At 34.6% G+C, this 24,885-nt stretch carries 23 protein-coding genes; 22 read left to right on the plus strand and 1 reads right to left on the minus strand.

From position 1 onward, the window contains the following. The first annotated feature begins 607 nt into the window (after positions 1-607). From ABIN61_06780 to ABIN61_06870, 19 genes are all read left to right on the plus strand, one after another. Positions 608-1,525 carry a phosphate acyltransferase gene (locus ABIN61_06780; protein MEO0293905.1) on the plus strand — a complete coding sequence of 306 codons (918 nt, stop codon included), beginning with the start codon at positions 608-610 and terminating at the stop codon, positions 1,523-1,525. Next, positions 1,518-2,501 (plus strand): beta-ketoacyl-ACP synthase III, encoded by a 984-nt coding sequence (locus tag ABIN61_06785; GenBank protein MEO0293906.1) that lies wholly within the window; start codon positions 1,518-1,520, stop codon positions 2,499-2,501. The genes ABIN61_06780 and ABIN61_06785 overlap by 8 nt, the downstream gene beginning before the upstream one ends. A gap of 1 nt (position 2,502) precedes the next feature. After that, complete coding sequence (locus ABIN61_06790) at positions 2,503-3,060, plus strand: 2-oxoacid:acceptor oxidoreductase family protein (GenBank protein ID MEO0293907.1); 558 nt, start codon at positions 2,503-2,505, stop codon at positions 3,058-3,060. A gap of 40 nt (positions 3,061-3,100) precedes the next feature. Then, positions 3,101-3,370 carry a 4Fe-4S binding protein gene (locus ABIN61_06795; protein MEO0293908.1) on the plus strand — a complete coding sequence of 90 codons (270 nt, stop codon included), beginning with the start codon at positions 3,101-3,103 and terminating at the stop codon, positions 3,368-3,370. Next, entirely contained in the window at positions 3,367-4,521 is a 1,155-nt protein-coding gene (locus ABIN61_06800; protein MEO0293909.1) for a transketolase C-terminal domain-containing protein, read from the plus strand. Before ABIN61_06795 ends, ABIN61_06800 begins: the two co-directional genes overlap by 4 nt. Then, positions 4,518-5,393: a thiamine pyrophosphate-dependent enzyme gene (locus ABIN61_06805; GenBank protein ID MEO0293910.1), complete on the plus strand. Its 876-nt coding sequence runs from the start codon at positions 4,518-4,520 to the stop codon at positions 5,391-5,393. The genes ABIN61_06800 and ABIN61_06805 overlap by 4 nt, the downstream gene beginning before the upstream one ends. Positions 5,394-5,423: 30 nt before the next feature. Beyond that, entirely contained in the window at positions 5,424-6,176 is a 753-nt protein-coding gene (locus tag ABIN61_06810; protein ID MEO0293911.1) for a YebC/PmpR family DNA-binding transcriptional regulator, read from the plus strand. Continuing rightward, a complete protein-coding gene (gene ruvC / locus ABIN61_06815) occupies positions 6,173-6,646 on the plus strand; it encodes a crossover junction endodeoxyribonuclease RuvC (protein MEO0293912.1) in 474 nt (157 codons plus the stop codon). The genes ABIN61_06810 and ruvC overlap by 4 nt, the downstream gene beginning before the upstream one ends. Beyond that, positions 6,622-7,170, plus strand: a complete 549-nt coding sequence (gene ruvA, locus ABIN61_06820) for a Holliday junction branch migration protein RuvA (GenBank protein MEO0293913.1) — start codon at positions 6,622-6,624, stop codon at positions 7,168-7,170. The genes ruvC and ruvA overlap by 25 nt, the downstream gene beginning before the upstream one ends. After that, positions 7,167-8,186, plus strand: coding sequence for a Holliday junction branch migration DNA helicase RuvB (gene ruvB, locus ABIN61_06825; protein MEO0293914.1), 1,020 nt, complete (start codon positions 7,167-7,169; stop codon positions 8,184-8,186). Before ruvA ends, ruvB begins: the two co-directional genes overlap by 4 nt. Further along, complete coding sequence (locus tag ABIN61_06830) at positions 8,186-9,274, plus strand: glycoside hydrolase family 88 protein (protein MEO0293915.1); 1,089 nt, start codon at positions 8,186-8,188, stop codon at positions 9,272-9,274. The genes ruvB and ABIN61_06830 overlap by 1 nt, the downstream gene beginning before the upstream one ends. A 41-nt stretch (positions 9,275-9,315) precedes the next feature. Beyond that, on the plus strand, positions 9,316-10,455 hold the full coding sequence (locus ABIN61_06835; protein ID MEO0293916.1) for an amidohydrolase: 1,140 nt from the start codon (positions 9,316-9,318) through the stop codon (positions 10,453-10,455). A 99-nt stretch (positions 10,456-10,554) separates the two neighbouring features. Next, complete coding sequence (locus ABIN61_06840; protein ID MEO0293917.1) at positions 10,555-11,583, plus strand: homoserine dehydrogenase; 1,029 nt, start codon at positions 10,555-10,557, stop codon at positions 11,581-11,583. After that, a complete protein-coding gene (locus ABIN61_06845) occupies positions 11,584-13,077 on the plus strand; it encodes a sodium-dependent transporter (GenBank protein MEO0293918.1) in 1,494 nt (497 codons plus the stop codon). A gap of 69 nt (positions 13,078-13,146) precedes the next feature. Further along, a complete protein-coding gene (locus tag ABIN61_06850) occupies positions 13,147-14,283 on the plus strand; it encodes an NAD(P)/FAD-dependent oxidoreductase (protein ID MEO0293919.1) in 1,137 nt (378 codons plus the stop codon). Beyond that, positions 14,280-15,230, plus strand: a complete 951-nt coding sequence (locus ABIN61_06855; protein MEO0293920.1) for a Gfo/Idh/MocA family oxidoreductase — start codon at positions 14,280-14,282, stop codon at positions 15,228-15,230. The genes ABIN61_06850 and ABIN61_06855 overlap by 4 nt, the downstream gene beginning before the upstream one ends. Positions 15,231-15,237: 7 nt before the next feature. After that, on the plus strand, positions 15,238-16,341 hold the full coding sequence (lpxB, locus tag ABIN61_06860; GenBank protein MEO0293921.1) for a lipid-A-disaccharide synthase: 1,104 nt from the start codon (positions 15,238-15,240) through the stop codon (positions 16,339-16,341). Continuing rightward, complete coding sequence (locus tag ABIN61_06865) at positions 16,304-16,891, plus strand: lysophospholipid acyltransferase family protein (protein MEO0293922.1); 588 nt, start codon at positions 16,304-16,306, stop codon at positions 16,889-16,891. Before lpxB ends, ABIN61_06865 begins: the two co-directional genes overlap by 38 nt. Position 16,892: 1 nt before the next feature. Then, complete coding sequence (locus tag ABIN61_06870) at positions 16,893-18,020, plus strand: glycosyltransferase family 4 protein (protein ID MEO0293923.1); 1,128 nt, start codon at positions 16,893-16,895, stop codon at positions 18,018-18,020. Here the strand turns inward: ABIN61_06870 and ABIN61_06875 are convergent. Next, entirely contained in the window at positions 17,989-19,782 is a 1,794-nt protein-coding gene (locus ABIN61_06875; protein MEO0293924.1) for an ABC transporter ATP-binding protein, read from the minus strand. The two genes, ABIN61_06870 and ABIN61_06875, sit on opposite strands and share 32 nt — an antisense overlap. A gap of 151 nt (positions 19,783-19,933) precedes the next feature. Here ABIN61_06875 and ABIN61_06880 point away from each other — a divergent pair, with 151 nt between their 5' ends. The 3 genes from ABIN61_06880 to ABIN61_06890 are packed head-to-tail and all read left to right on the plus strand — an operon-like array spanning position 19,934 to position 24,860. After that, on the plus strand, positions 19,934-23,488 hold the full coding sequence (locus ABIN61_06880; protein MEO0293925.1) for a tetratricopeptide repeat protein: 3,555 nt from the start codon (positions 19,934-19,936) through the stop codon (positions 23,486-23,488). A gap of 2 nt (positions 23,489-23,490) precedes the next feature. Continuing rightward, on the plus strand, positions 23,491-24,588 hold the full coding sequence (locus ABIN61_06885) for a tetratricopeptide repeat protein (GenBank protein ID MEO0293926.1): 1,098 nt from the start codon (positions 23,491-23,493) through the stop codon (positions 24,586-24,588). Further along, the gene (locus ABIN61_06890; protein ID MEO0293927.1) at positions 24,588-24,860 is read left to right on the plus strand and encodes a hypothetical protein; all 273 of its coding nucleotides are present in this window, start codon (positions 24,588-24,590) and stop codon (positions 24,858-24,860) included. The genes ABIN61_06885 and ABIN61_06890 overlap by 1 nt, the downstream gene beginning before the upstream one ends. The last annotated feature ends 25 nt before the right edge of the window (positions 24,861-24,885 follow it).

The raw sequence follows: 24,885 nt of genomic DNA on the forward strand, positions 1-24,885 counted from the left end.
TCATCTAAATAAAGTCAGATTTCAATATGATAATGGTCCGGAGTTCATAGGAAGTATCTATAGAAATAATAGAAAGAGAATTCTTTGATATAGAAGTCTTTGAAGGGAAATAGCATTTCTTTCATAAAGTCAATAATTATCTATTTTTCTTTAATACGATGAGAAAGAATTCAAAAAAGAATGATAAAACACTTTAGAGATACTTATTGAGAGAAACAAATCTCCTGAACTTGTCCACTTGTTTGTGGCGGATCTTGATAAACTCCTGGAGAAGAAAATGGATGTGACTCTTAATCTGGAATTAGACCTTGTGAATGTTAAAATATCTCAAAGTGTCCACCACCTGCCTTGGATTTAACAATGTAGGCACTAAAGGGGATTGACTTTTGGTTGTAGTTAAATAATATAAAGAATAAATTATGAAGAAAATCCTGTTCTTAGAAAATTGGAAAGAGGGATGTTTAGTTTTTTCGAAGGGGAGAATACTAACATATAAAATTCTCTTTGTGCTTTCAATTTTACTTGCCTGGTTTGAAGATGGGAAAGGGGGAAATTCTTCCCCCTTTTTTGTTTAGAAAGCAGTTTGAAGTGTAGGAGGAGATGAATTATGGAGCCTATAAAGAGCCTTGATGAAATGGTAAAAATTGTTAGGGAGAGACCTTCTAAAAGACTTGTTGTTGCAAATGGGCATGATCCTCATACGATTGAAGCAACTTATAGGGCTGCTCGTGAGAAATTGGTAAATGTAACTTTAGTAGGAGATAAAGAGAAAATAGAAAAACTATCCTCCGAAAAAAAATTGGATATTTCTATTTTTGAGATTATTGATATTAAAGATGTATGGGAAGCTGGGGAGTTGGCAAGAAATATGGTGATTGAAGGGAGAGCCGATATTTTAATGAAGGGTCTTATACCAACAGATATTTATATGAAAATTATTCTTCATGGAAAAGAAGGACTTCTCCGGAAAGGAAACATCCTTTCTCATGTGGCTGTCGTTGAGGTTCCGAATTGGCCAAGACTTTTGTTTATTTCTGATATTGCTGTTATACCTGCTCCCAATGAAAATCAAAAAACTCAAATGTTAAAATATGCTATAAAAGTGGCTCATGCATTTGGACTTAAGACTCCAAAAGCTGCTCTTATAGCTGCAACTGAGAGAGTTTCAGATAAAATGCAGGCTACTCTTGAGGCGGCAAACATTGCCCAAAGAGCAGAGAAAGGAGAAATACCAGATGCGATTGTGGATGGACCTTTAGCTATTGATCTTGCTGTGAGTAAAGAAGCTTGTGAAATAAAAGGATTTAAATCAAAAATCTGTGGAGATGCAGATATATTGATTTTCCCGTGTATTGAATCTGCTAATGTGTTTTTTAAAACTCTTACTGAGTTTGCCGGTGCTTCACTTGCTGGAATTGTAATGGGGACTTCCTATCCTTGTGTTCTAACCTCAAGAGCAGACTCCGAGAAGTCGAAATTCTATTCTATAGCACTGGCTGCTTTTTTAGAAAGAACTGATGTTTAATATAAAAATTACTGGCACAGGTTCTTATCTCCCTGAGAAAGTTTTAACAAATTTTGATCTTGAGAAGATAGTGGATACATCTAATGAATGGATTACAACAAGAACAGGAATAAAAGAAAGGCATATTGCAGCAGAAGATGAAGCCACCTCCGATTTGACTGTTAAAGCAGGAGAGAAAGCTCTCCAGATGGCTGGGCTTTCTCCTAAGGATTTAGACGCTATTATTGTAGCAACAATCACTCCGGATACTCTATTTCCTGCAACCGCCTGTTGGGTTATGGAGAAACTTGGAGCAATACCTGGAATTCCTGCTTTTGATATAAGTGCCGCTTGTTCGGGTTATTTATATGGGCTTATTTTAAGTGGAGCTCTTATAGAAGGAGGGATTGCTAATAGAGTTCTTCTTTGTGGGAGTGAAGTCTTGTCAAGAATTACAAACTGGGAGGATCGTTCTACCTGTGTCCTTTTTGGAGATGGAGCTGGTTGCACTGTTATTGAAAAATCAAATGGTACTTCGGGTTTACTGTCCTATGTCTGGGGAGCAGATGGAAAATTAGGAGAACTTCTAATTCAACCTGCGGGTGGGACAAGATTACCCGCAAGCAAAGAGACGATAGAAAAAAAACTTCATTTTATCTCAATGCAGGGAAACGAGGTTTTTAAACACGCTGTTACAAAGATGAAAAAAGCAGCTCTTGATTCTTTAAGAAAAGCTAAAATAAAAGGAGAAGAAGTAGATTTATATGTTCCTCATCAGGCCAATATAAGAATAATTGAGGCTACGATAAAAAGAGCAGGAATTCCTATGGAGAAAACAGTTGTCACTATTGATAAAACTGGAAATATGTCAGCAGCTTCCATACCAGTTGGAATTGATTGGGCAGTAAGAGAAGGTAGACTTAAGAGAGGAGATATTCTTCTTTCCACAGCTTTCGGCGGTGGTTTTACATGGGGAGGGATAATTCTAAGGTGGTAAAGTGCTTGAAATAAGACTTCATGGGAGAGGAGGGCAAGGAACTGTAGTTGCAGCAAGGATTCTTGCAGAGGCTCTTTCTATAGAAGGGAAGTTTGTTCAGGCTTTTCCAGAATATGGGGTGGAGAGAAGAGGAGCTCCTGTTTGTGCTTTTTTACGGATAGATGAAAATGTAATTTATGAAAGATCACGGATATATGAGCCTGATCACATAGTTGTTCTTGACCCAGCTCTTGTAGGTTCAGTGCCTATTACAGATGGGTTAAAGAAAGGTGGATGGATTATTGTGAATACAACTCAATTCCCAAAAGATTTTGGTTATGAAAAGGAATTTAAGATCGCCATAATTCCTGCGAAGGAGATTGCTCTTAAATATGGTCTTGGGAGTGAAACTTCTCCTATTGTTAATACAGCGATTCTTGGGGGAGTTATAAAGATCTTAGGGCTCTGTAGTCTTGATTCTCTTAAAAGAGCAATATTAAGTGGAGTCCCTATAAAAAAAGAGGAGAACGTTAAGGCTGCAGAAGAGTCTTATAACAAAATAAAGGTAATAGATGAGTAAGAAAACAGATAGGAAAATTGTCTTTAAAAGTGAGAAGGAGATGCCCCCTGTTGCTATTTCTTTTTACTCAATGGAGTTTAATAAAACGGGTAGCTGGAGGAGTTTTAGGCCTGTAATTGATTATGATAAATGCACTTTTTGTGCCATTTGTTGGAAATTTTGCCCTGAGATTTCAATAAAACTTGAGAAGATAGAGGAGAAAGGAAAAGAAAGATTTAAACCTATTGTTGATTATGATTATTGTAAAGGTTGTGGAATTTGTTGGGAAGAATGTCCTTCTGGAGCTATTAAAGTAGAGGAAGAAAAATGAGAAAAGTTTTAATGGGGAACCACGCTTTGTCCTATGGAGTAAAACTTTCAAGGGCAGAAGTAATTGCGGCTTATCCAATAACTCCTCAGACTGAGGTTGTAGAACTACTTTCTGAGATGTGTGCTTCTGGAGAACTTAAAGCGAAATTTATCAAGGTGGAATCGGAGCATTCTGCAATGGCTGCTCTTATAGGAGCTTCTTTTACAGGAGCAAGGACTTTTACAGCTACTTCTTCTCAAGGTCTTGCTCTTATGCATGAGATGCTCCATTGGGCAGCTGGGGCTAGAACTCCAATTGTGATGGGAAATATAAATAGAGCTTTTGGCCCTCCATGGTCCATTTGGACAGACCAAAATGACTCTCTTTCTCAAAGAGACACAGGTTGGATGCAGGTTTATGCTCAAAACAATCAAGAAGTTTTAGATTCTGTTATCCAAGCTTATAAGGTAGCTGAGACTGTTGAACTTCCCGCAATGATTGTCCTTGCCGCATTTGTGCTTTCCCACACTTCCGAACCAGTTGAAATCCCAGACCAGGAAAAAGTTGATGAATTTCTTCCTCCTTATAAAAGAAAATATAAGATAGATCCAGAAGAACCTCACGCATTTGGGGGGTTAACAACTCCTGATAACTATTTTGAATTTAGATATAAGATTCAGAAAGCTATGGAAAAAGCCTTGAATGAATGGGAAAAGGTTGGAGAGGAATTTGGAGAGATTTTTGGGAGAAGATACGGTCTTGTTGAAACTTATAAGGCTGAGGATGCGAAAAATTTAATTGTTTCCTCAGGAACTATTGCTTCTACAGCAAGGAGAGCTGTAGATATCCTTCGCGAAAAAGGAGAGAAGGTTGGTCTTATTCGAGTTAGAGTTTTTAGACCTTTTCCTGGCGAAAAAATTAGTGAGATTCTAAGTTCTGCCAACAAAGCTGTTGTTATTGACAGGAATATAAGTTTTGGTGCTTCTGGTATATTCTATCAAGAGATAAAAGCTGCTATTTATAATAAAATTAAAAAACCAAAAATATTTGGTGTAATAACAGGCCTTGGAGGAAGAGATGTTACAAGCAAGGATATTGTGGAAATATATAAAGAGGTAATGAAGATGGAGGAGCCATCTTCTGAAATAATTTGGCAGGGTGTAAATTTATGAAATTGAGTATTCCAGAAGAAGAAATAATTGGCTTGGGGAATTTTGGATGTCAAGGATGTGGTGCTGTTCTTGCGATGAGATACGCTCTTAAAGCTTTAGGTAGAAATACCATTATTACCCTGCCAGCCTGTTGTTGGTCGGTGATCGACGGTCCTTTTCCTCATTCCTTAGTAAATGTTTCTCTTTTTCATACGGCTTTTGAAACCGCTGCTCCTGCAGCTTCAGGGATTAGAGCAGGTTTAGAAGTAAAAGGTAAGAAGGCAAATGTTGTTGCCTGGGCTGGGGATGGAGCTACTTATGACATAGGTTTTGGAGCAATTTCTGGAGTGGCAGAAAGAAATGAGGACATAATTTATGTATGTTATGATAATGAAGCATATATGAATACAGGAAATCAAAGAAGTAGCGCCACACCTTTTAAAGCAGTAACAACCACAACACCTATTAATTCTCCAAAGGAGAATCACAAAAAGGATATTGTTTCTATAATGGCGGATCACCAGATCCCATATCTTGCTACAGCTTCAATTGCTTATCCTGAAGATTTAATAGAGAAATTTAAAAAGGCAAAAGATATAAAAGGGATGAGGTTTATGCTTATATTTTGTCCCTGCCCTACAGGTTGGAAATATTCTCCCTCTTTAACAATTAAACTTGCAAGGCTGGCTGTTCAAACGAGGATTTTCCCTCTTCTTGAAGTTGAGTTTGGGAAGAAGTGGGCTCTTACAAAAGATATTCTAAGACCAAAACCTGTTGAAGAGTATCTTAAACTCCAAGGTAGATTTAAACATCTTAAGGAAGAAGATATAAAAGAAATTCAACATCTTGTGGATGAGAATTGGGAAAGACTACTTGAAAAAATAAAAAGATGATTTTATATTTAAGAAAAAGGAGGTTTTAGAATGTCAGGTCATTCTAAATGGCATAGAATAAGACATCAGAAAGCTCAAGAAGATAAGAAAAGAGGAATGCTATTTTCGAAGCTTGCTCGAAAGATTTCTGTAGCTGCAAGAAAAGGGAAAGATCCGGAGAAGAATATTGAACTTCGCAATGCTATTGAAGAAGCCAGAAATAACAATATGCCAAAGGATAATATTGAAAGGGCAATTCTTAGGGGCTCAGGAGAACTTGAGGGTGTGGAATATTCAGAAGTTTCTTATGAAGGTTATGGACCAGGAGGAGTTGCTTTACTCATTGAGTGTTTAACAGATAATAAAAATAGGACGGCTTCCGGGATAAGACACATAATGGAGACAAATGGTGGAAAATTAGGAGCAGAAGGTTGTGTCTCTTATCTTTTTGAAAGGAAAGGCATTATTTATGTTCCAAAGAAAAATGTTCAAGAGGAAGAGCTTTATGATGTTGCTATTGAAGCAGGAGCTTCGGATATAAAAGAAGAAGATGAGGTTTTTGAAATTCATACAACTGATAACGATTTACACAAAGTTTACAAAGCACTTCGGGATAAGAACATTCCTGTGGAGCATTTCCAGATTACATTCCTTCCAAAAGTCACAAAGTCTGTAGAAGATGAAGAGGCAAGAAGATTGCTTCGGCTTATTGCTAAGTTAGAAGACCTTGAAGACGTTCAAGCTGTCCATTCTAATTTTGAGATTTCAGATAAAATTCTCGCAGAGATAGGTTCCGAAAATTGAAAATTCTGGGAATAGACCCTGGTCTTTCCCAAACAGGGATTGCTATATTCTCTCAAGGAGAAGAGGGTTTTAAAATTTCGTGGAAGACTTTGAGGCATAAAAAGGGGAATGGGAGGTTATATAAGTACTTTGAGGCCCTTTTGGAATTAATTCAAAAGGAAAAACCAGATAAGATTGTTATAGAAAGTATTTTTCATGGTCCTAGTGTAGAAACATTAATCAAGATTGCGGAGCTTCGAGGAGTTTATTTACTTCTTGCCGAGATGAAAAAATTACCTATTTTAGAGTTTACTCCAAGGGAGATAAAACAATCAGTTACAGGTTCAGGAGCTTCTTCTAAAGAACAGGTCCGATTTATGGTAAAAAAAATTCTTGGGATCAATGAACAAATTTCTTTTGATGTTTCTGATGCTTTTGCTGCAATAATCTGTTATTTAAACAAGGTATGCTTGAATCAATTAAGGGAGTAGTTTTAGAGATAAATAAAGAAAAAATTACCTTGGATGTTGGTGGTTTTGGAGTTTTAGTTAATGCTGTTATGGAGAGTGCTTTTCCTTTGGTCGGAGACGAAATTTTTCTTTATACTCATCTCTCAATGACTCAAAATGGTGTTGAGATCTACGGTTTTGAAAATAAAGAGGAAAGAGAACTTTTTAGAACCCTTATTAAAATTCCAAATATTGGGCCTAAAACTGCTTTTTCTTTAATGGTTAGTCTTGGAGGGAGTGGGATTAGAAAGGCTTTGGATGAGGAGAATGCCGATCTAATTTCAAATGTTAAAGGGATTGGGAGTAAAACAGCGAAAAGAATAATTCTTGAGCTTAAAGATAAATTAAAATTTACCCCAACAAAGGAATTTGAAGAGGCAAAAAGAGCTCTTATTACCATAGGGTATAGTGCAAAGGAAGCAGAAGAGGCAATTAGAGAGGTTATGAAGAAAGAAAAATATCTGTCTGTGGATGAAATAGTTAAAAAGGTGTTGAAGGAAACATGAGAATTACTTCCCCTTCTTTAGATCCTCTTGATGCACAATACGAAAAAAGTCTTCGCCCAAGATGGTTTTCTGAGTTTATAAATCAAGATAGGGTAAAAGAAAATCTTGAAGTTTTTACAAAAGCAGCAAAAAAAAGGAATGAGCCTCTTGATCACATTCTTCTTTTTGGCCCACCAGGGCTTGGGAAAACGACCCTTGCCTACATTATAGCGAATGAGTTAGGAGTTAATATAACAACTGTGGCAGGACCGGTTTTACAAAAACCAAGAGATCTTGCAGGCATTCTTACAAAACTTCATCGTTTTGATGTGCTTTTTATTGATGAAATTCATCGTCTTAATAAGAATGTGGAGGAATACTTATATAAAGCGATGGAAGATTTTTCTATTGATATAACAATAGATTCTGGGCCAAATGCAAGGTCAATAGAAATAAATCTCCAACCCTTTACCTTAGTTGGGGCAACAACAAGGACAGGACTCCTTTCAGGGGCTCTCCGATCAAGGTTTGGTTATAGCCCTCGTCTCAGTCATTATCATTGGGAAGACTTAACTTTGATTCTTGAGCGTTCTGCAAAAATCCTTGACATAAAAATAACTGAGGAAGCTTTGGAAGAGATAGCAAAAAGATCAAGGGGAACGCCAAGAATAGCAAACAGATTGTTGCGAAGGGTCAGAGATTTTGCAGAGGTTAAAGGTAAGAAAAAAATTGACTTAGAAATAACAAAATACGCCTTAGAACAACTTGAGGTTGATTCCTGCGGCCTTGACATTATGGATAAAGCAATTTTAAAAACAATAATAGAAAAATTTGGAGGAGGTCCTGTTGGATTAAAAACTCTTGCCACTTCTCTTGGGGAAAGTGCAGAAACAATTGAAGAAGTTTTTGAGCCATTTTTAATAATAAGTGGATTTTTGAAAAGAACTCCTCAAGGCAGAGAAGCAACACCTCTTGCTTATGAACATCTAAATCTTTCTCCTCCTCATAATAAAGGGAGAGCTAAAACTCTATTTTAATGAAACTAAATAAATTAAGAATACTTTTTGTTGTTTTACTTCTCTTTTTTTTCTGTAAAAAGATAGATTTTGCAAAAGATGAATTTTTAGAAGGAGAAGCCCTTATTGTTATAGGAAAGAAACTCATTTTGGATTTGCTTAAAAGACCAAATCTAATGATTTACGAGGCAGAGTTCTGGAGAGGAATTCATTATGCAGAAGCTTGTGCAGGGTTTGGTGCGGCAAGACTCGCGGGTCTTTTTAGGGATAAAGAAATAATTGAGAAAATTACTATTCGTTACAGAAGAGTAGTAGAAGATGGCTTAATTAGGAATCCAAACCATGTGGATGCGAATGTGTATGGGATCTTACCCCTTGAGTTGTATATCCAAACTAAGGATGAGAGTTTTCTTAAAGAGGGTCTTGAGCTTGCGAATAAACAGTGGGAGGATACTCTCCCTGGCGGAATAACTAAACAGATTAGATATTGGATTGATGATGTTTGGATGATTGGCGCTCTTCAGATCCAAGCGTATAGGGCAACTAGGAAAGAGATTTATCTTGAAAGGGCTGCCAAGGTAATTAGTTTATACCTTAAGAGGCTGCAAAAAGAGAATGGTTTATTTTATCATGGAGAAGAAGCTCCAATTTTCTGGGGTAGGGGAAATGGTTGGGTAGCTGTAGGGTTGGCAGAGTTGTTGACAGAACTTCCTTCAACTAATCCTTATTATCCTTCAATTTTAGAAGGATATAGGAAAATGATGAATGCATTAATAAAATATCAAACTAAAAGTGGTATGTGGAGGCAGATTTTAGATAAAGAGAAATCTTGGGAAGAGAGTTCCTGCACAGCAATGTTTGGTTATGCAATAACAGTGGGTGTAAAAAAAGGTCTTTTACCAAGAGAGAAATTTACGCCTGCTTATAAGAAAGCTTGGAAAGCTCTTGTTAAATATATAGACGAAGAAGGAAAGTTGACAAATGTGTGTGGTGGGACAGGAAAAAGTAAAGAGATAAGTTACTATCTCAACCGTCCAAAACTAAAAGGAGATCTTCATGGGCAAGCTGCTTGCCTCTGGTTTGTTTATAGCCTTTTATTTGAATATTAATTCCTCTTGCAAGAAAATCTTTTTGCTATAAAATAAAATTAATGAAAGGTGTTCTTAAAAAAGTAGAATTAATAAAAGATTACATAGTAAAAGTAAGGAGAGAATTACATCAGCATCCAGAGCCTGCTTTCGAAGAGACTTGGACCCATAATTTTATTGAAAGGGAGCTTAAAGCTATAGGGCTTAAACCGAAGACTTTAAATAAAACAGGTCTTATAGCGGATTTGGGGAAAGGAAAAAAAAGAGTAGCTTTGAGAGCAGATATGGATGCCTTACCCATTAAAGAAGAAACTTCTTTACCATACAAGTCAAAAAATGAAGGTTATATGCATGCCTGTGGCCATGATGCTCATATGGCTATGCTTCTTGGAGTTGCAAAGCTTCTTTCTGGTGAAAAGGACCCCCCTCCAGTAAGATTCATATTTCAACCTTCTGAGGAAAAAATCCCAGGAGGAGCGAAGGGAATGATAGAAGAAGGAGCTTTAAAAGGGGTGTCAGAGATTTATGCAATTCACATTAAACCAGATGAGGAGCTCGGAAAATTAATATTAAAAAAGGGGGTTATGCTTGCAGCTGCTGACGAGATGGAAATAAAGATAAAAGGGAAAGGTTCACACGCTGCAGAACCACATAAAGGGGTAGATCCTATTTATGTTTCTGCTTTGTTTATAAATCAAATCCAAGGGCTTGTTTCAAGAAGGAGTAATCCTCAGACTCCATTTGTTATTTCTATCTGTGCAATTCATGGAGGCACAGCATTTAATATAATTCCAGATGAGGTTGAAATGAAGGGAACTGTTAGGACGGTTGAGAAAGAATTGTGGCAGAATGCCCCTCAATGGATTGGAGATGTTCTTGAAGCTCTTAAGATATCCTTAGGAGCAGACTATGAACTTTTGTATCGGAGAGGTTATCCCATATTAAAGAATGATCCGCAAAAGACAGAGGAATTAGCGAACTTGGCAAAAGAGTTATTCAAAATTGAGTTTATGGAAGCTCCAATTATGGGCGGAGAGGATTTCGCTTATTATCTTGAGAAAGTTCCAGGAGCTTTTGTCTTTATGGGGGGTGGTAATTCAAAGAAGGGAATTCATTCTAAACTTCACTCTTCTACCTTTAATATTGATGAAGATTCTCTTGTTTTTGGGGTAGCCCTACTTTATCTTCTTGTTAAAAGATAAACTGTTAAATTGATAACAAGTCTTCAATATAATAAACCCCCTATAAACGCTTGACAAGGTAAAAACTTTCTTTATATTTTTTTTATTTTTGTAAGAAAAATGAAAATAGCATTAATAGGTTTAGGAACTGTAAATAGAGGTTTTTTAGAATTGCTTCTTGAAAAGAAGGAGGAACTTTCGGAAAAATATAATTTTTCTCCTTTAGTTGTAGCTATTTCCGATCCTTTAGTAGGCTCTGTTTTCTCTGAAGAAGGAATTGTGATTGAGGAGGTAATATCCTTATTAGAGAAAGAAAATAGTATAAAGAATTATTCTTCTGGGGAAAAGGGGTGGGATTCCGAGAAGACCATATTAGAATCAGGAGCAGATACAATTGTGGAGGCAACACCAACAGATTTAAAAACAGGTGATCCTGGTTTGTCTCTTCTTCGACTTGCTCTAACTAATAAAAAGGATGTTGTTACAACTAATAAGGGCCCCATTGCTCTTGCTTATAAAGAATTAAAAAAGCTTGCTCAACAAAATGGGGTTTTTTTAAGATTTGAAGGAACTGTTCTTTCAGGGACACCTGTAATAAATTTTGTTCAGGCTAACTTAAAGGGAATAGAGATAAAAGAAGTGAGAGGGATAATGAATGGAACCGCTAATTATATCCTTACTAAAATGGAGCTTGGATTTTCTTATGAAGAGGCACTAAGTAGAGCAAAAAAGAAGGGGATTGCAGAAGAGCAACCCGAAGCTGATATAAAAGGTTGGGATTCGGCTGCAAAGATAGTAATAATTGCAAATGTTCTTATGGGAGGAAATTTAAAGGTTAGTGAGGTGAGTGTTAAGGGTATTGATACTGTTACCGAGAAGGATATAATCAAAGCTCTAAATGAAGGTAAGCACTGGAAACTAATAGCTACAGCAAGAAAAGAGGGGGATAAGATAATTGCTTCTGTTACACCAGAAATTTTAAGTGATAAAGATCCTCTTTCTAAAATAACAGGAACAATAAATGCAATAAATTTTGCAACGGATGTTCTTGGGAATGTAATGATCTCAGGCCCTGGAGCAGGAAAAAGGGAGACTGGTTATGCTATTCTTTCTGATCTAATTTATATAAATGAAAAAAGGAGGGTATAAGTGGAGAAAAAAAGAGAAAGATGGGGTTCAAGGGCTTCTTTTCTTTTTGCAGTTATTGGCTCTACAGTAGGACTTGGTAATGTTTGGAGATTTCCTTATATCACATATGAAAATGGGGGAGGAGCCTTTTTGATCCCTTATTTAGTTGCCTTAATTACAGCAGGAATACCCTTAATGATATTGGAATATTATGTTGGACATTTTACTCAGAGCTCTCCTCCACTTGCTTTTAAAAAAGTCTGGCATAGGTCAGAATGGATTGGTTGGTTTGCCATATTAATCATATTCTTTTTATCCACCTATTACTGCACTATTATGGGTTGGTGTTTTAATTATCTGTATCACTCTTTTACATTGAGATGGGGGAATACAGCTCAATCAGTGAGTTCTTTCTTTAACAATAGCGTTCTTCAACTTTCAAAATCTCCGTCTATTTTGGGTGGGATTAGATGGCCAATAGTTTTTGGTTTGGCTGCTGTTTGGATATGGATTTATTTAAGTTTATTTAAAGGAATTGAAACTCTTGGTAAAATTGTTTATTTTACGGTTATAATTCCATGGGTGATAATTGTGGTTATGGTTGTAAGAGGACTGACCCTTCCTGGGGCTTTGGAGGGAATCAAGTTTTATCTTACCCCAAAATTTCCGGCTCTCCTTAATCCTAAAGTTTGGCTTGCTGCTTATGGCCAGGTGTTCTTTACATTATCTCTTGCTATGGGAACTTTAATTGTTTATGCAAGTTATTTACATGAGGAAGCAGATATTACCGCAAATGCTTACATAACAAGTGTGGCTGATACTTTAACCGCTTTTGTTGCAGGATTTGCTGTGTTTTCTACTCTTGGGTATCTTGCTCAAGCTACAGGTGTGACTATTAAAGATGTTGTGACTTCTGGAATTGGGCTTGCTTTTGTCACTTATCCTACAGCTATAAGTTTACTTCCAGTTGGCGCTCAGTTCTTTGGAGCTCTTTTCTTTCTCTTACTCTTAACCCTTGGAATAGACTCGGCTTTTTCAATGGTTGAACCTGTAGTTGAAAGTATCGTAGATAAATGGGGGAAAAAGAAAAAATATGTTCTTCCAATTATTTGTTTTTTGGGTTTTCTTTTTGGTTTTCCTTTTGCAACGAAAGCTGGGCTTTACTGGATTGATATAGTAGACCATTTTATAACAAACTATGGGATAACATTGGTTGGTTTGTGTGAATGTATACTCATAGGTTATGTGCTTGGTGCTAAGAAGGCAAGAGAATATATAAATAGGGTTTCAGAAAAGAAAATAGGTAAATGGTGGGATATATTTATAATGATTATTACTCCTACTTTTCTTGGAATTTCTTTTGTTATGCAGTTATTCAAGCTTCTCTTCGGGATTATTGTGAAGAAAGAAGGATATGGAGGTTATGAACCATGGACAACTTATTTGGCTATAGGTTTTATTCTCATTTTGATAATTAGCTCTATATTTCTTGCTAAAAGAAAAGGAGCAGTATAGAGAACTCTAAAAGTATGGATGGTTCTTAAGGCTTGCGTCTACTAAGTGATTTTATATATTAAGTTCAAAATGGATTTTGATTTTATTGTGATAGGGGCAGGCCCTATAGGTTCATATATAGGAAAGTTACTTGCGGAAGAGGGTTTTTCTGTTGGTATTTTTGAAAAGAAGAAAGAGATTGGAGAGGAAATTGTTTGTAGCGGAATTGTTGGGGAAGAAGCTTTCAAAAGATTTGACCTTCCAAAGGAAGCAATTTTAAGAAGTATTCCTTCTCTTAAGATTTTTTCCCCTTCTCTTATACCTATAGAATACTCAAGGAAAGAACCTTTTGCTTTTATTGTTGACAGGAAAGTTTTTGATACCATTTTGTTTAAAAGTGCAATAGAAAAAGGTGTAAAAGGCTTCTTGGAGAGTAAAGTAATTAATATTGTTAAGGAGAAAAATGGAGTTTCGGTAAAATGCCTGAAAAGAGGCAAAGAGTTTCAAAAAACTGGAAGATGTATTATTTTGGCTTCAGGAACAGATTTTTCTCTCCACTATAAAGCTGGTCTTTCATTGCCAGAGAGATTGCTTTGGGGTAGTGAAGTAGAGGTAAAAGGAGGATCTTCTAAAGCCCCTATTGAAGTTTATGTTCTAAACAAGCCTAATTTGGGTTCTTTTGGGTGGGTTATTCCTTTAAAAGGATATACGAAAATAGGGACACTTTCGGAATCTCCTAAAAGGGAGTCTATAAATACTATGAGAGTTAAATGTGATGGGAGATTCTCCTTTGATTTTAAAAGGGTAAAAACCTCTCCGGTTGTCTGTGGTTTTGTGAAGAAAGTTGTGGCAGATAGGGTAATTGCAGTAGGAGAAGCTGCAGGACAAGTAAAAACAACGACAGGAGGAGGAATATATTATGGTCTTATTGGAGCTTCACTAGCAAAGGAAGTTCTTTTAAAAGCGGCAAAAATGGATAATTTTTCTATTAAAATATTAAAAGATTACCAAAAGAGCTTGAAGAGAGAATTTGGAGAGGAAATAAAAAGTGGGATTATGGTTAGGAAGCTTACATCAAAGATGACCTCCCAAATAATTGATAAGTTTTTTTATTTTCTAAAAGAAAACCCATCTATAAAAGAGGAATTAGAAAACGCTTTTCGTTTTGATTATCATAAAGATATAATAACTTCTGGAATTAAGCTTTTTATTAAAGAGATATTATGATAAAATGCGGAGTGATTGGTTTAGGTTATATGGGAGAACATCACACTCGCATTCTTTCAAAATTGCCAAATGTGAGCCTTACCGGAGTTTCTGATATTAATGAAAAAAGAGGAAAAGAGATTGCTAAAAAATATAAATGCAAATTTTTTTTGGATTATCGTGAACTTATAAGGGAGACAGATTGTTTGATAATTGCCACTCCAACTCTTACTCATAAGGAATTGGCTACTATGGCCCTCAAAGAAGGAAAGCACGTCTTTTTAGAAAAACCTATTTCTTTTAGCTTAAAAGAGGCTGAAGAGATAATTAAGGTGGCAAAAAGGTTAAATTTGATTCTTCAGGTAGGACATATTGAACGATTTAATCCTGCTTTAATTGCAGGAGAGGAGTTTATTAAGGAGCCTCTTTTTGTTGAAGCTTATCGTCTTTCTCCTTTTCCCGGTAGAGGGATTGATGTTAGTGTGGTTCTTGATCTTATGATTCATGATATTGATATATTAATTAAAAAGGTGAAATCTCCTATAAGAAAAATTTCTGCGATTGGGATTCCTGTTCTTACAAATGAGATAGATTTTGCTAATGCAAGAATTGAGTTTAAAAACGGAGTGATAGCCAATCTCACGGCTTCTCGGGTTTCATCTTCAAAAGTTCGCAAAATTCTTTTTTGGCAAAAGGATTCTTATGTTTCCATTGATACACTAAATAAAAAGGCGGAGATATTTTATAAGAGAAAAAAAGAAGGAAAAGTAGAGTTAGAAAAGAAAGAATTAAAAGTTCAAGAAGAAGATCCTTTATTTCTTCAAATGAAAGCTTTTATAGAAGCCTGTAGAGGAGAAAGACCTCTTTCAATTTTACCGGAGGAAGCAGAGGAAGCTCTAATTATTGCTCATAAAATCTCAGAGAAAATCCAAGAGAGTTTAAGAAAAATAAAAATTTATCAAAATTAGAAAAGAAATGAAAGTTTTGTTAATAGCAGGAGAGGTCTCAGGAGATTTACACGCTTCAAATTTAATCACCTCTTTAAGGAAGATCAATCCTAAGATAGAGTTTTATGGGGTTGGGGGAGAAAGGATGGAAAAAACTGGAGCCAAAATAATTTATCCCTCTTCAAAGATAAGTATTGTTGGATTTACAGAAGTTTTTTCAAAGATTTTAAATTTAAGAGAAGCAAGAAGGGCGATTTATCTTTTTTTGAAGAGAAACAAAATAGATTTTGCAATTACGGTGGATTTTCCTGGGTTTAATATTCAAATAGCAAGATATCTTAAAAGTAAGAAGATTCCTGTTTTCTATTTTATTCCTCCTCAAGTCTGGGCTTGGGGAAGGTGGAGAGTTAAAAGTCTGTCAAAATATTTTAAACATTTATTTGTTCTCTATCCTTTCGAGAAAGAATTCTTTGAAAAAGAAGGTTTAAAATCTTCTTTTTTAGGTAATCCTCTAATGGATATTGTTAAAATAGATAAATCTTCAAAAAGAGAAAAAGAATATCATTCTGAAATTTTGATTGCTATTCTTCCAGGTTCTCGAGAAACGGAAATTAAAAGGCTACTAATTCCAATGTTAAGGGCTTTTAGAATTTTTAGAAAGAAATACCCCCAAAGCAAAGGAATTGTTTCTCTTTATACAAAAGAGCATCTTCCTTTAGTTTTGGAACTCACGAGAGGAACTTTGGAGGATGTGGAAGTCCTTTATGGAAAGACGTATGAGATCTTTAAGGATGTTGATCTTGCTCTTATTGCCTCTGGAACAGCAGCGGTAGAGGCTGCTCTTTTTCAAATTCCAATGGTTGTAATGTATAGACTTTCTTATCTCTCTTGGATTATTTCAAAGTTTTTAGTTAAGGTAAAAAATTTTAGTCTTGTTAATATTCTTTTATCTCGAAAGGTCGTTCCAGAGTTGATACAAAAAGAAGTAAATCCTTTAAGAATTTCTAAGGAAATGGAAATTGTTTACGAAAATAAGGAGAAGATTAAAGAGGAATTAAAAAAAATTCCCAAAATGTTAGGAAATAGAGGTGTTTATGATAGGATCGCTTCTAAGATCATTTCTATGGTTTAGTGGACCGTTTTTAACAACTCTTTTAATTTATCTTTTTGGGCTTAGTTGGAGGATAGAATTTAAAGGCCTTTCTATTTTAAAGAAATATAATTTTAAGGTTTTGTATGTTTTCTGGCATGAGAATATGCTACCTCCTCTTTTTACTCATCGAAAAAGAAAAGTTGGTGTGATTGTTAGTCCAAGCTTAGATGGAGAATTTATGAGTAGAATTTTGAGACTTTTAGGATTTAAGGTTTTTCGTGGGGATACGGAAAAAGGAGGTAGTAAAGCTCTTATTGGTCTTATTAAATATGGAAGAGAGGGAAATGAAATTGCAATAACTCCTGATGGACCTAAAGGTCCAAGAAGAAAGGTAAAAAAGGGTGTTTTCCTCTTGGCAAGAGAAACAAGTCTTCCAATTATAGCTGTAAGAGTTTCTTCTGGAAGATGTTTCCGTTTCTCTTCTTGGGACAAATTTATGCTTCCCTATCCTTTTTCAAAAATTAAAATAGAACTGAGAGAGATACTTAACCAACCTAAAGAAGAAACTTTAGAGAAATATCTTTCTTAAAATGGAAATTTTTCTTATAGATCCAAGAAATACCACAAAACCTTACAATTTCTGTTTGCTTTCTTCTCTAAGAGAGAAAAAATTCCCTTTTAAATTTTTTGGATTTATACCTAATTTTTGGAAAGATAAGTTGCTAATAAAAGAAAACAATTTATTTCTGCCTATAAGTAGAGGTATATTTGAAAATAAACATCTTCAGTTATTTATAGCTAACTTCACTCAGACTTTAGAAATGTTTCAAGGTTATCTTCGGCTAAAAGGGCTCCTAAAAGAAGATACAATTTTACATTTTTTATGGTTTACAAGTCCAGGAATTGAACATTATATAATTCCTCATCTAAAGAGAGTGAAGATGATTCATACTGTTCATAACCTTCTTCCTCATAGGGATTATCCTCGGGATCTTTATCTTTTTAAAGCCTTATATTCCCAAATGGATGAAATTATAGTTCATGACAAGAAAACAGAGAAAAATTTTTATAAAATTTTTGATTTGTCTCTCCCTATCACTGTTATTCCACACGGAAATGTAGAGAGATTTTATGAGACCTTTGATTCCACTACAGCCTCAGAATCGGAAGAGTTTTATTTTAAAAAAATAGGTCTTTTAAAAAGGCCGATTTTTCTATTTATGGGACCAATTAAAAAATATAAGGGTTTTGAGAATCTTATTGGTTCTTTAAATATCTTAAATAGAAAGAAACTTTCTTATAGTGTAGTGGTTAAAGACTGGATTAAAGAGAAGATGGAAAATCTTTATTCTTTGAATGTTTCTCTTCATTATTCTAAGTTGGGGCTTGTTTATAGAAATGTCGACGCTGTAATTCTTCCTCATACGAAAATTTCTCAAAGCATTACTTTGTTTGAAGCCGGATATTTTGGAAAGCCTGTTATTGTATCTAATTCTGGAGGTTTGGAGGAAGTTGTAAGAGATGGAAAAGATGGATTTGTTTTTAATGGGAGTAAGTATGAAGACCTAGCAGATAAAATCGAAAAATTAATCCAAGCCGGTCCAAAAGAGCTAAAAGTAATGGGAGAAAATTTTAAAGAGCATCTAATAAAGAATTATTCTTGGGATAAAATTAGCGAGAAGTTAATTAAGATATACGAGAGAATTTTGAATTGTTAAATTGAAGGTCATATAATTTCTTGTATAAGCCATTTTTAACTAAGAGATTTTTATGCGTTCCTTCTTCTACAATCTTTCCCTTATCCATTACAATGATCCTATCTGCATTCATTATCGTTGAAAGCCTATGGGCGATTATTAAAGCTGTTTTACCATAAAGTAATTCCTTCATTGCTTCTTGGATTAACCTTTCAGATTCAGCATCTAAGGAAGAGGTGGCTTCATCAAGAATCAAAATTGGTGCATTTTTAAGGAGAGCTCTGGCAATTGCAATTCGTTGTTTTTCTCCTCCGGAAATTCTTCCACCTTTCTCTCCAACGAAGGTATCTAGGCCTTCTGGAAGACTTTTTACGAAATGCTCTAAGTGACTTTTTTTAAGAACTTCATATATTTCTTCTTCTTTTGCATCTATCTTACCGTATTTTATGTTATTTCTTATAGAGTCGTTAAATAAAATTGGTTCCTGAGTCACCATTCCAATTTTACTTCTAAGGCTTGATAGAGTGTATTCTCTTATATCTTTACCATCTATTTCTATTTTTCCCTCTTTAGGATCAAAGAATCTTGGAATTAATTGAACCAAGGTGCTTTTCCCTGCCCCTGAAGGACCAACAATTGCTATTGTTTCGCCTTTTCTCACTTCCAGATTTATGTTTCTTAATGCAAATTTATTATCACCATAAGAGAAAGAGACATTATTAAATTTGATGGAAGAAGTAAAAGATTTAAGAATGAATTTTCCTTTATCTTCTGTTTTTTCTTTTGCCTCAATGACTTCAAGAACACTTTCCATGGCACTTAGACCATGTTGGAGATCTCCATAAGCTAAATTTATCTGACGAGCAGGTTGTTGAAGAAGAACTATAGAACCAAGAAATATCAAAAATTTATCAGGGGTAATAAATCCTTTAAGAATGAAAAATCCTCCTGCAATAAGTATAATACCTGCAAGAAAAGCCCCTAAAAACTCTGTGGAGACAGGAAGGAATCCTTTCAGTAGATTTCCTTTTACATATTTTTTTCTATATATATCTGACTCTTTTTTAAATTTTTCTATTTCATATTGCTCCATTCCAAATAATTTTATCAATTTTATTCCATATAGCATTTCGGAAGAAAGCGAATTTAAGAAGGCTCTTTGTTTTCTAAGATGAGTAAAACGACCGTGAACTTTTTTCCCTATAAGTTGAACGATAAAAACAATAAAGGGGATAAGAAGGATGGAAATAATAAATAATTTCCATGAAGCCCATAAAGCCAAACCCATATATACAAATAAAAGGCATAGGTTCCTACTAAGATCTATAACTCCTCTTTTTAAAGCAAACTGGATTTTCTCTGTATCGTTTGTGATTTTTGAAAGAAGTGTTCCAGAATCTACTTTTGAGTGAAATCCACAAGAGAGCTCTGTTAATTTTGAAAAAAGCTCAACCCTTATGTCTGAGATTGTTTTTTGTTCAAGGGTGTCAGATAGATAAAAAAGCAAAAGGTCAAAAGGAGCCTTTATACCATAAATAAAAATAAGAGAAACTGCGAGTTTTATTAAAGAATTTATTCTATCTTCACTTTCAATCCACTCAATGAGCCAGCGAACAATCCCTGGCCCTTCACTTACACTGTCTTTTCCAAAAATTGTAGAGACTATTGGAGTTATCATCCCAATTGTGAACCCACTAAAAATTGCCACCACCGCCATAATGAAAAGAAGAAGAACTAATAAGGATTTATATCTGGAAAGATATTTCCATAACTTTCTTAACATATTTTTAATTTTAATTTACCATAATTAAAAATCAAGAGAAAATCCAAAGAAAATAATTTCTTTAGAGATTTCTTCTATAGAATCTCATTGAGAGGAGAAAAGTGTTAACTCTTGACTTACCTTTTAAAATTGTTATATTTTTTTAAGATTTATGTTTAACTTTAGTGACCAATCTAATATAATTGATAAAGCGAGAAGAGCAGCTGCTAAAGGAGAATATCTTAAAGCAATAAAAATCTTGCAAAACGCCTTAAAAAACGAACCTTCAGATCTCCCTCTTATTCTTGAGATTATGCACACTTATCACGCGATAGACAAATTAAATGAAGTAATAATCTGGGCAGAGAAAGGCTCTTCTCTTTCTCCTGAAGCAAAGAGAAAAGTGTTGGCAGAAGTAGAGGATCTATTTTATGGGAGAGGAAAGCCAGATAGACTTGCCGAATATTTAATGGAAAAATTTATAGAGAGGATGGATTTTGAAGGAGTATATGATCTCTTCCGAGATATGGGAGAAGAGAGCAAAAATTCCTTTATCAACAGAGAAGAGAAGGTTGTTAAAAACATTCTTGAAAACAAAAAGGATTTTAACCAGAGAGATTTTACCCACCTTTATCTTTATGCTTTAATGAATGAAGGGAGAAAAACAGAGGAATCTCTAAGAATATTTAAAATAATATACGAAAAAAAGCCAGAAGAAATAGAAAATATTATTCTTGAATTAAAAAGAGCCGAAAGAGAAAACTATGGAGATCCTATTATTAAATTGGGTTTGGGAGAATTTTTGTTAAAAAATAAACAATATCCCGAAGCTGTTTCTAAATTGAGAGAAGTATTAAATATAAATCCAGAGTTTCAAGAAGAAATCATAAACATTCTTTCCCCTTATGAGAAGGATTCTAAAGAAATTATTGATTTCTTAAGTGAGTTGTTAATTGAAACAGGAAAAGAGGAAGAAGCTCTTTCTATCCTTAAAGAGATTGGAACTGATGATGCTATTAAAAAATATCAGAAGTTGGTGAAAAAGGACCCACAAAATCCGGTTGTCCATAAGCAGTTAGCAGAGGCATATTTAGAAAAGCAAAGATATTCTGAAGCTCTAAGAGAATTTCTATCAGCTCTCTCAATTTCTCCTCTTGAAGAGATTGGGAAAAGAGTGAAAGAATTAGAAGAGAAACTTCCAGAAGAATTAGATAACTTTTTCTTGGTCGCTAACATATATAAGTTATTGGGATGGAAGGAAGACCTCATAAATATTATGAAAAAAGCTTTTGAGTTTGCCCCTTCTTCTTCAAGTGTAATTTTAGAAAATTTAAATCAACTCATCGAAGATAAAGAAATGAATGTAGAGGGGCTTCTCTTAAAAGCAAGATTACTTTCAAGAGAAGGAGATACAGAAGGTGCTCTTAAAATTTATAAGGAATTGTCTTTAGATCCAGAGAAAACAGAGTTGATAAAAGAGGAGCTCGAGAGATTTAGAAAAGAAAATCCAGTAAGCACAGAGGGAGAGATAATTTCTTTAATGCTTCAAATTCCAGAGAATCCCGAAGAAATTGCTCAAAGGGTTAACTTAATAATAGGAGGAAACCCTAATTATATACCTGTAATGCTTACAGAGTTTGATAAAAGGGTTAAAGCAAAACCTGAGTTTACTCCTCAGTTTCTTATTTTCTACAAAAATTTAGATAGAAAAAATTTCCCTCCATTTGCTTATCCCTTTGCCTTAGCAGAGCTATATAGAATAGTAGAAGATTTTGATAAAGCCGAAAAGTATTACAAAGAGGCTATTGATGAAGTTCCTGAAAGATTTAACTTCGTGCTGACTTATCTTGGGGATTTCCGAAAAAATCCTAAGATTAGAAAACTTATATCTTCTTTATACTTCCACAAAGGGGAGTTTGAGAAGGGTTGTAGAGAGATGGAAGTCTGTGCAAAAGAATTTCCAGAGTTTCTTGAAGAGGTAACCTCTTTTTTAATAAACGAGGCAAATAAAAGGAATAATAAGAGTATTTCACAAACTCTTACGAAAATTTTGATTCAAAACAATTATTTTGAAGAAGCAATTAAATGGGGCTCTCAGGTTTTAAGCTCTCTTAACTTAGAAGAACAACCTGAGATAATGCTTTCTTTGGCAAAAGCTTATGGAAAGCTTGGTAATTTACCGGAGGCTACTAGTCTTGTAAGAAGGGCAGTTGGAATAGATGGTTCCCTTAAAGAAGAAGCAATAGAGGTGCTTGAAGAAGTGAGGAAAGAAGGATTTTCTGATTACGATTCTCTTATGACTCTTTACAGGTTATATAGGGAATCTAACAATTTTGAAAAGGCTATTTCTTCTTTAGAGGAGGCTCTTTCTAAGAAACCAACGGTTTTAGGAGTAATGGAGGAGGAATGCGAAAAGTTAATTGATATTGCTCCAATTAATGCTAAAATCAGAATTTTCTATGGAAAGGTTAAACTTTTAAAAGGAGATTTAAAAGGTTTGGAGGAAATAGAAAAAGGGGTTCGTTTTGATCCAAGCTTAAAAGGTTATGCTGTAGAATCTCTTAGAGAAATTAAAGAACCCACTGTGGAGCGGAAAATAGTTCTTTTTAAAGCCTCTATTGAAAAGGGATTGGGGCATCTAAAAGAGGCTCTTACATATTTTATCAAGGCTTATTGGGAAAATGAGGAGAAAAGAGCTGAGATAATAAAAGAGATTAACGAATTGTTTCCTAAGGTAGAACTTTCTTATGAAATAGTAAGAGATTTGATAAAAATCTATGCAAACGAAGAAAGGAATGCACCCATTGTCAGTATATTAGAAAGTTTCTTTGATGGCTCTAAAGAAAGAGGAAGTTTTTTGTTAGAGGAGCTAACCCCTCTATTCCCTGGGAAGATTCCTTTGCCAATTCGGATTATCCTTGTTAAAATTCATTCTCAAATAGGGAATAAGAAAGAAGCTAAAGAGGAGATGGAGAAATTGTTGGATGAATATCCTGAGGTTGCCGAACAATTAGAGCCTTTTGTTTCTCCCCAAGATGTAGAAATGTTCCCTATACTTATTAAAATAAACATTGCTCTTTCAAATGTAGATAAAGCAATTGAGTTTATAAAAAAGTTAGAAACAAAAGAACAATTACCTTTTTACGAAAAAATTCTTGAAAAAAATCCAGAGAGAGAGGATGTTGTTTCAGAAGTGACTTATCTTAACTATCTTTTGGGGAATATTGAGAAGGCTAAATTTTATGGTGAGAAGATAAAAAATCCTGGGAAGAAAGAAAAAGTTCTATTGTGGTTCCTTGGGCAGGAAATGCCTCTTAGTTTAAGCGAGATTCAAGAGATAAGAAAAGAAATAATTTTTGACAAAATTAAGATTGCAGAGTCTTCCGAAGAGAAAGCTTATCTGTATATAAAAATAAAAGAATATGGGAAAGCTATGGAAGAAATAGAAAAATTGGAAGGTGAAAAGAAAGAAATTATTTTGAGTTTGATTGAGGAAGAGCTTAAGAATTATTGGGATGGATATATTAGACTTTCTAAGTTAGAAAATAAGGACGACTACTTGGAGAGAAGAGCTCTCCTTGCATTTTATAGTGGGAGAGTAGAGCTTGCCTTGAAGCTTATGAAAAAATTTCCTGGAAATCCAATAAAGAAAAAGGCTTATATTTCTCAAATGATAAGAGAATCTATAGAACCTTATAGAAAAATAAAACCTCTTATAAGGGGGTAAAAATGGAAGAAAAAGATAAGAAAAAGGAAAAGAAGAAGCAAGACGATTTGGAAGAGATGGAAGAAGAGATGGAAGAAGATTTAGAAGAAGAAAATAGTAAGTTTGAAATAAGCAATTTACTTAGGAAGCTAAGCCAATCTCAGCATAGTGATCATTATGAACTCCGAGCTTTACTTGATGTGAAATTGGAAGAAATAACTTCCTCTTTAAGAAGTATTCCGGAGAATATGAAGAAGGTTTTAGATGAAAGCATTCCTCAATTAAAAGAAGAATTATCTTCTATTAAAGAGCTTTTTATTTCTGGGGTAGAGAAGAATCTTGAGATCGCTAAGAAGAATTCTGAAAGAATAGAGGGAAAGATAGAAGATTTTAAAAAGGGTATGTTGGATAAATTTGAAAATTCTGTGGATATCATAAGTAATACCATTTCCCATATTGGAGAGCTTTTTGAAAAGCTTGAGGGTGCTTTTAAAGAGGAGATAAAGGCTCTTAGAGATACATTACAAGAAGCCTTTAAGGAAATGTATTTGCAATTTAAAGAGTCTTCAGCAAACTTAAAAGAGATAGCAAGCTTAATTGAAAGATATGTTGAGGAGATTAAAAAAGAGAGGGAAGAGTTTGATACCCGGAGAAGGAAAGAAGAGGCAAGAAGGCTAAATGATTTAGCTGTTAAAAACTTTTATGGAGGTAGGACAAAGATAGCAATTAATCAATTAAAAGAAGCTGTTTTACTAGATGACTCTTCTCCTGAAATACTCACAAATCTGGGAATAATTCTTTCTAAAGAAGGAAAGAAGGAGGATGCTTGTAAAATATTTGAGAAAGTTTTAAAGGATAATCCTAATGTAGTTGAAGCACAAGTTGGTTTGGGACTTATAATGTTTGAGAAAGGCGAAATAGATGAGGCTATTGAGATATTTAATGAGGCTGCTCAAAAGAGCGGAGACGAAGCTTTTGTTTATGCAAATTTAGGTTATGCTTATGAGAAAAAGGAGATGTTGGATAAGGCTATTCAAAATTGGGAGAAAGCCATTGAATTAGACCCCACCCTAAAAGAAGTTGAAGAAAAACTTAAATTATATAAAAATAAGGAGGTTTAATGGACGAAAAGAAATCTCCTTTTGAAGAGATTTTTAAAAGAGAAGAGGCAAAAAAAAAGGAAGAAAAAAGGGAAGAGAGCATTCTTGAAGCTCTTGATAAAGAAGAAAAAGATTTCTTTGAAGAGCCTCAGGAAGCAGATCTTATTCCTGAACCAGAAGAAAATATTTCTAAGGAGGAAAAATATCGTCGTCTTGTGAATGAACTTCTTGAGAAGAAGTTTTTTGAAGAAGCAATTGAAATTATAGAAGAGATGAAAAGGGAAGTAGCCTGAAGTTCCTAAATTTATCTAAAAATAA

It is taken from the genome of candidate division WOR-3 bacterium, from assembly GCA_039804165.1.
Classification (GTDB): domain Bacteria; phylum Hydrothermota; class UBA3072; order UBA3072; family UBA3072; genus JAFGHJ01.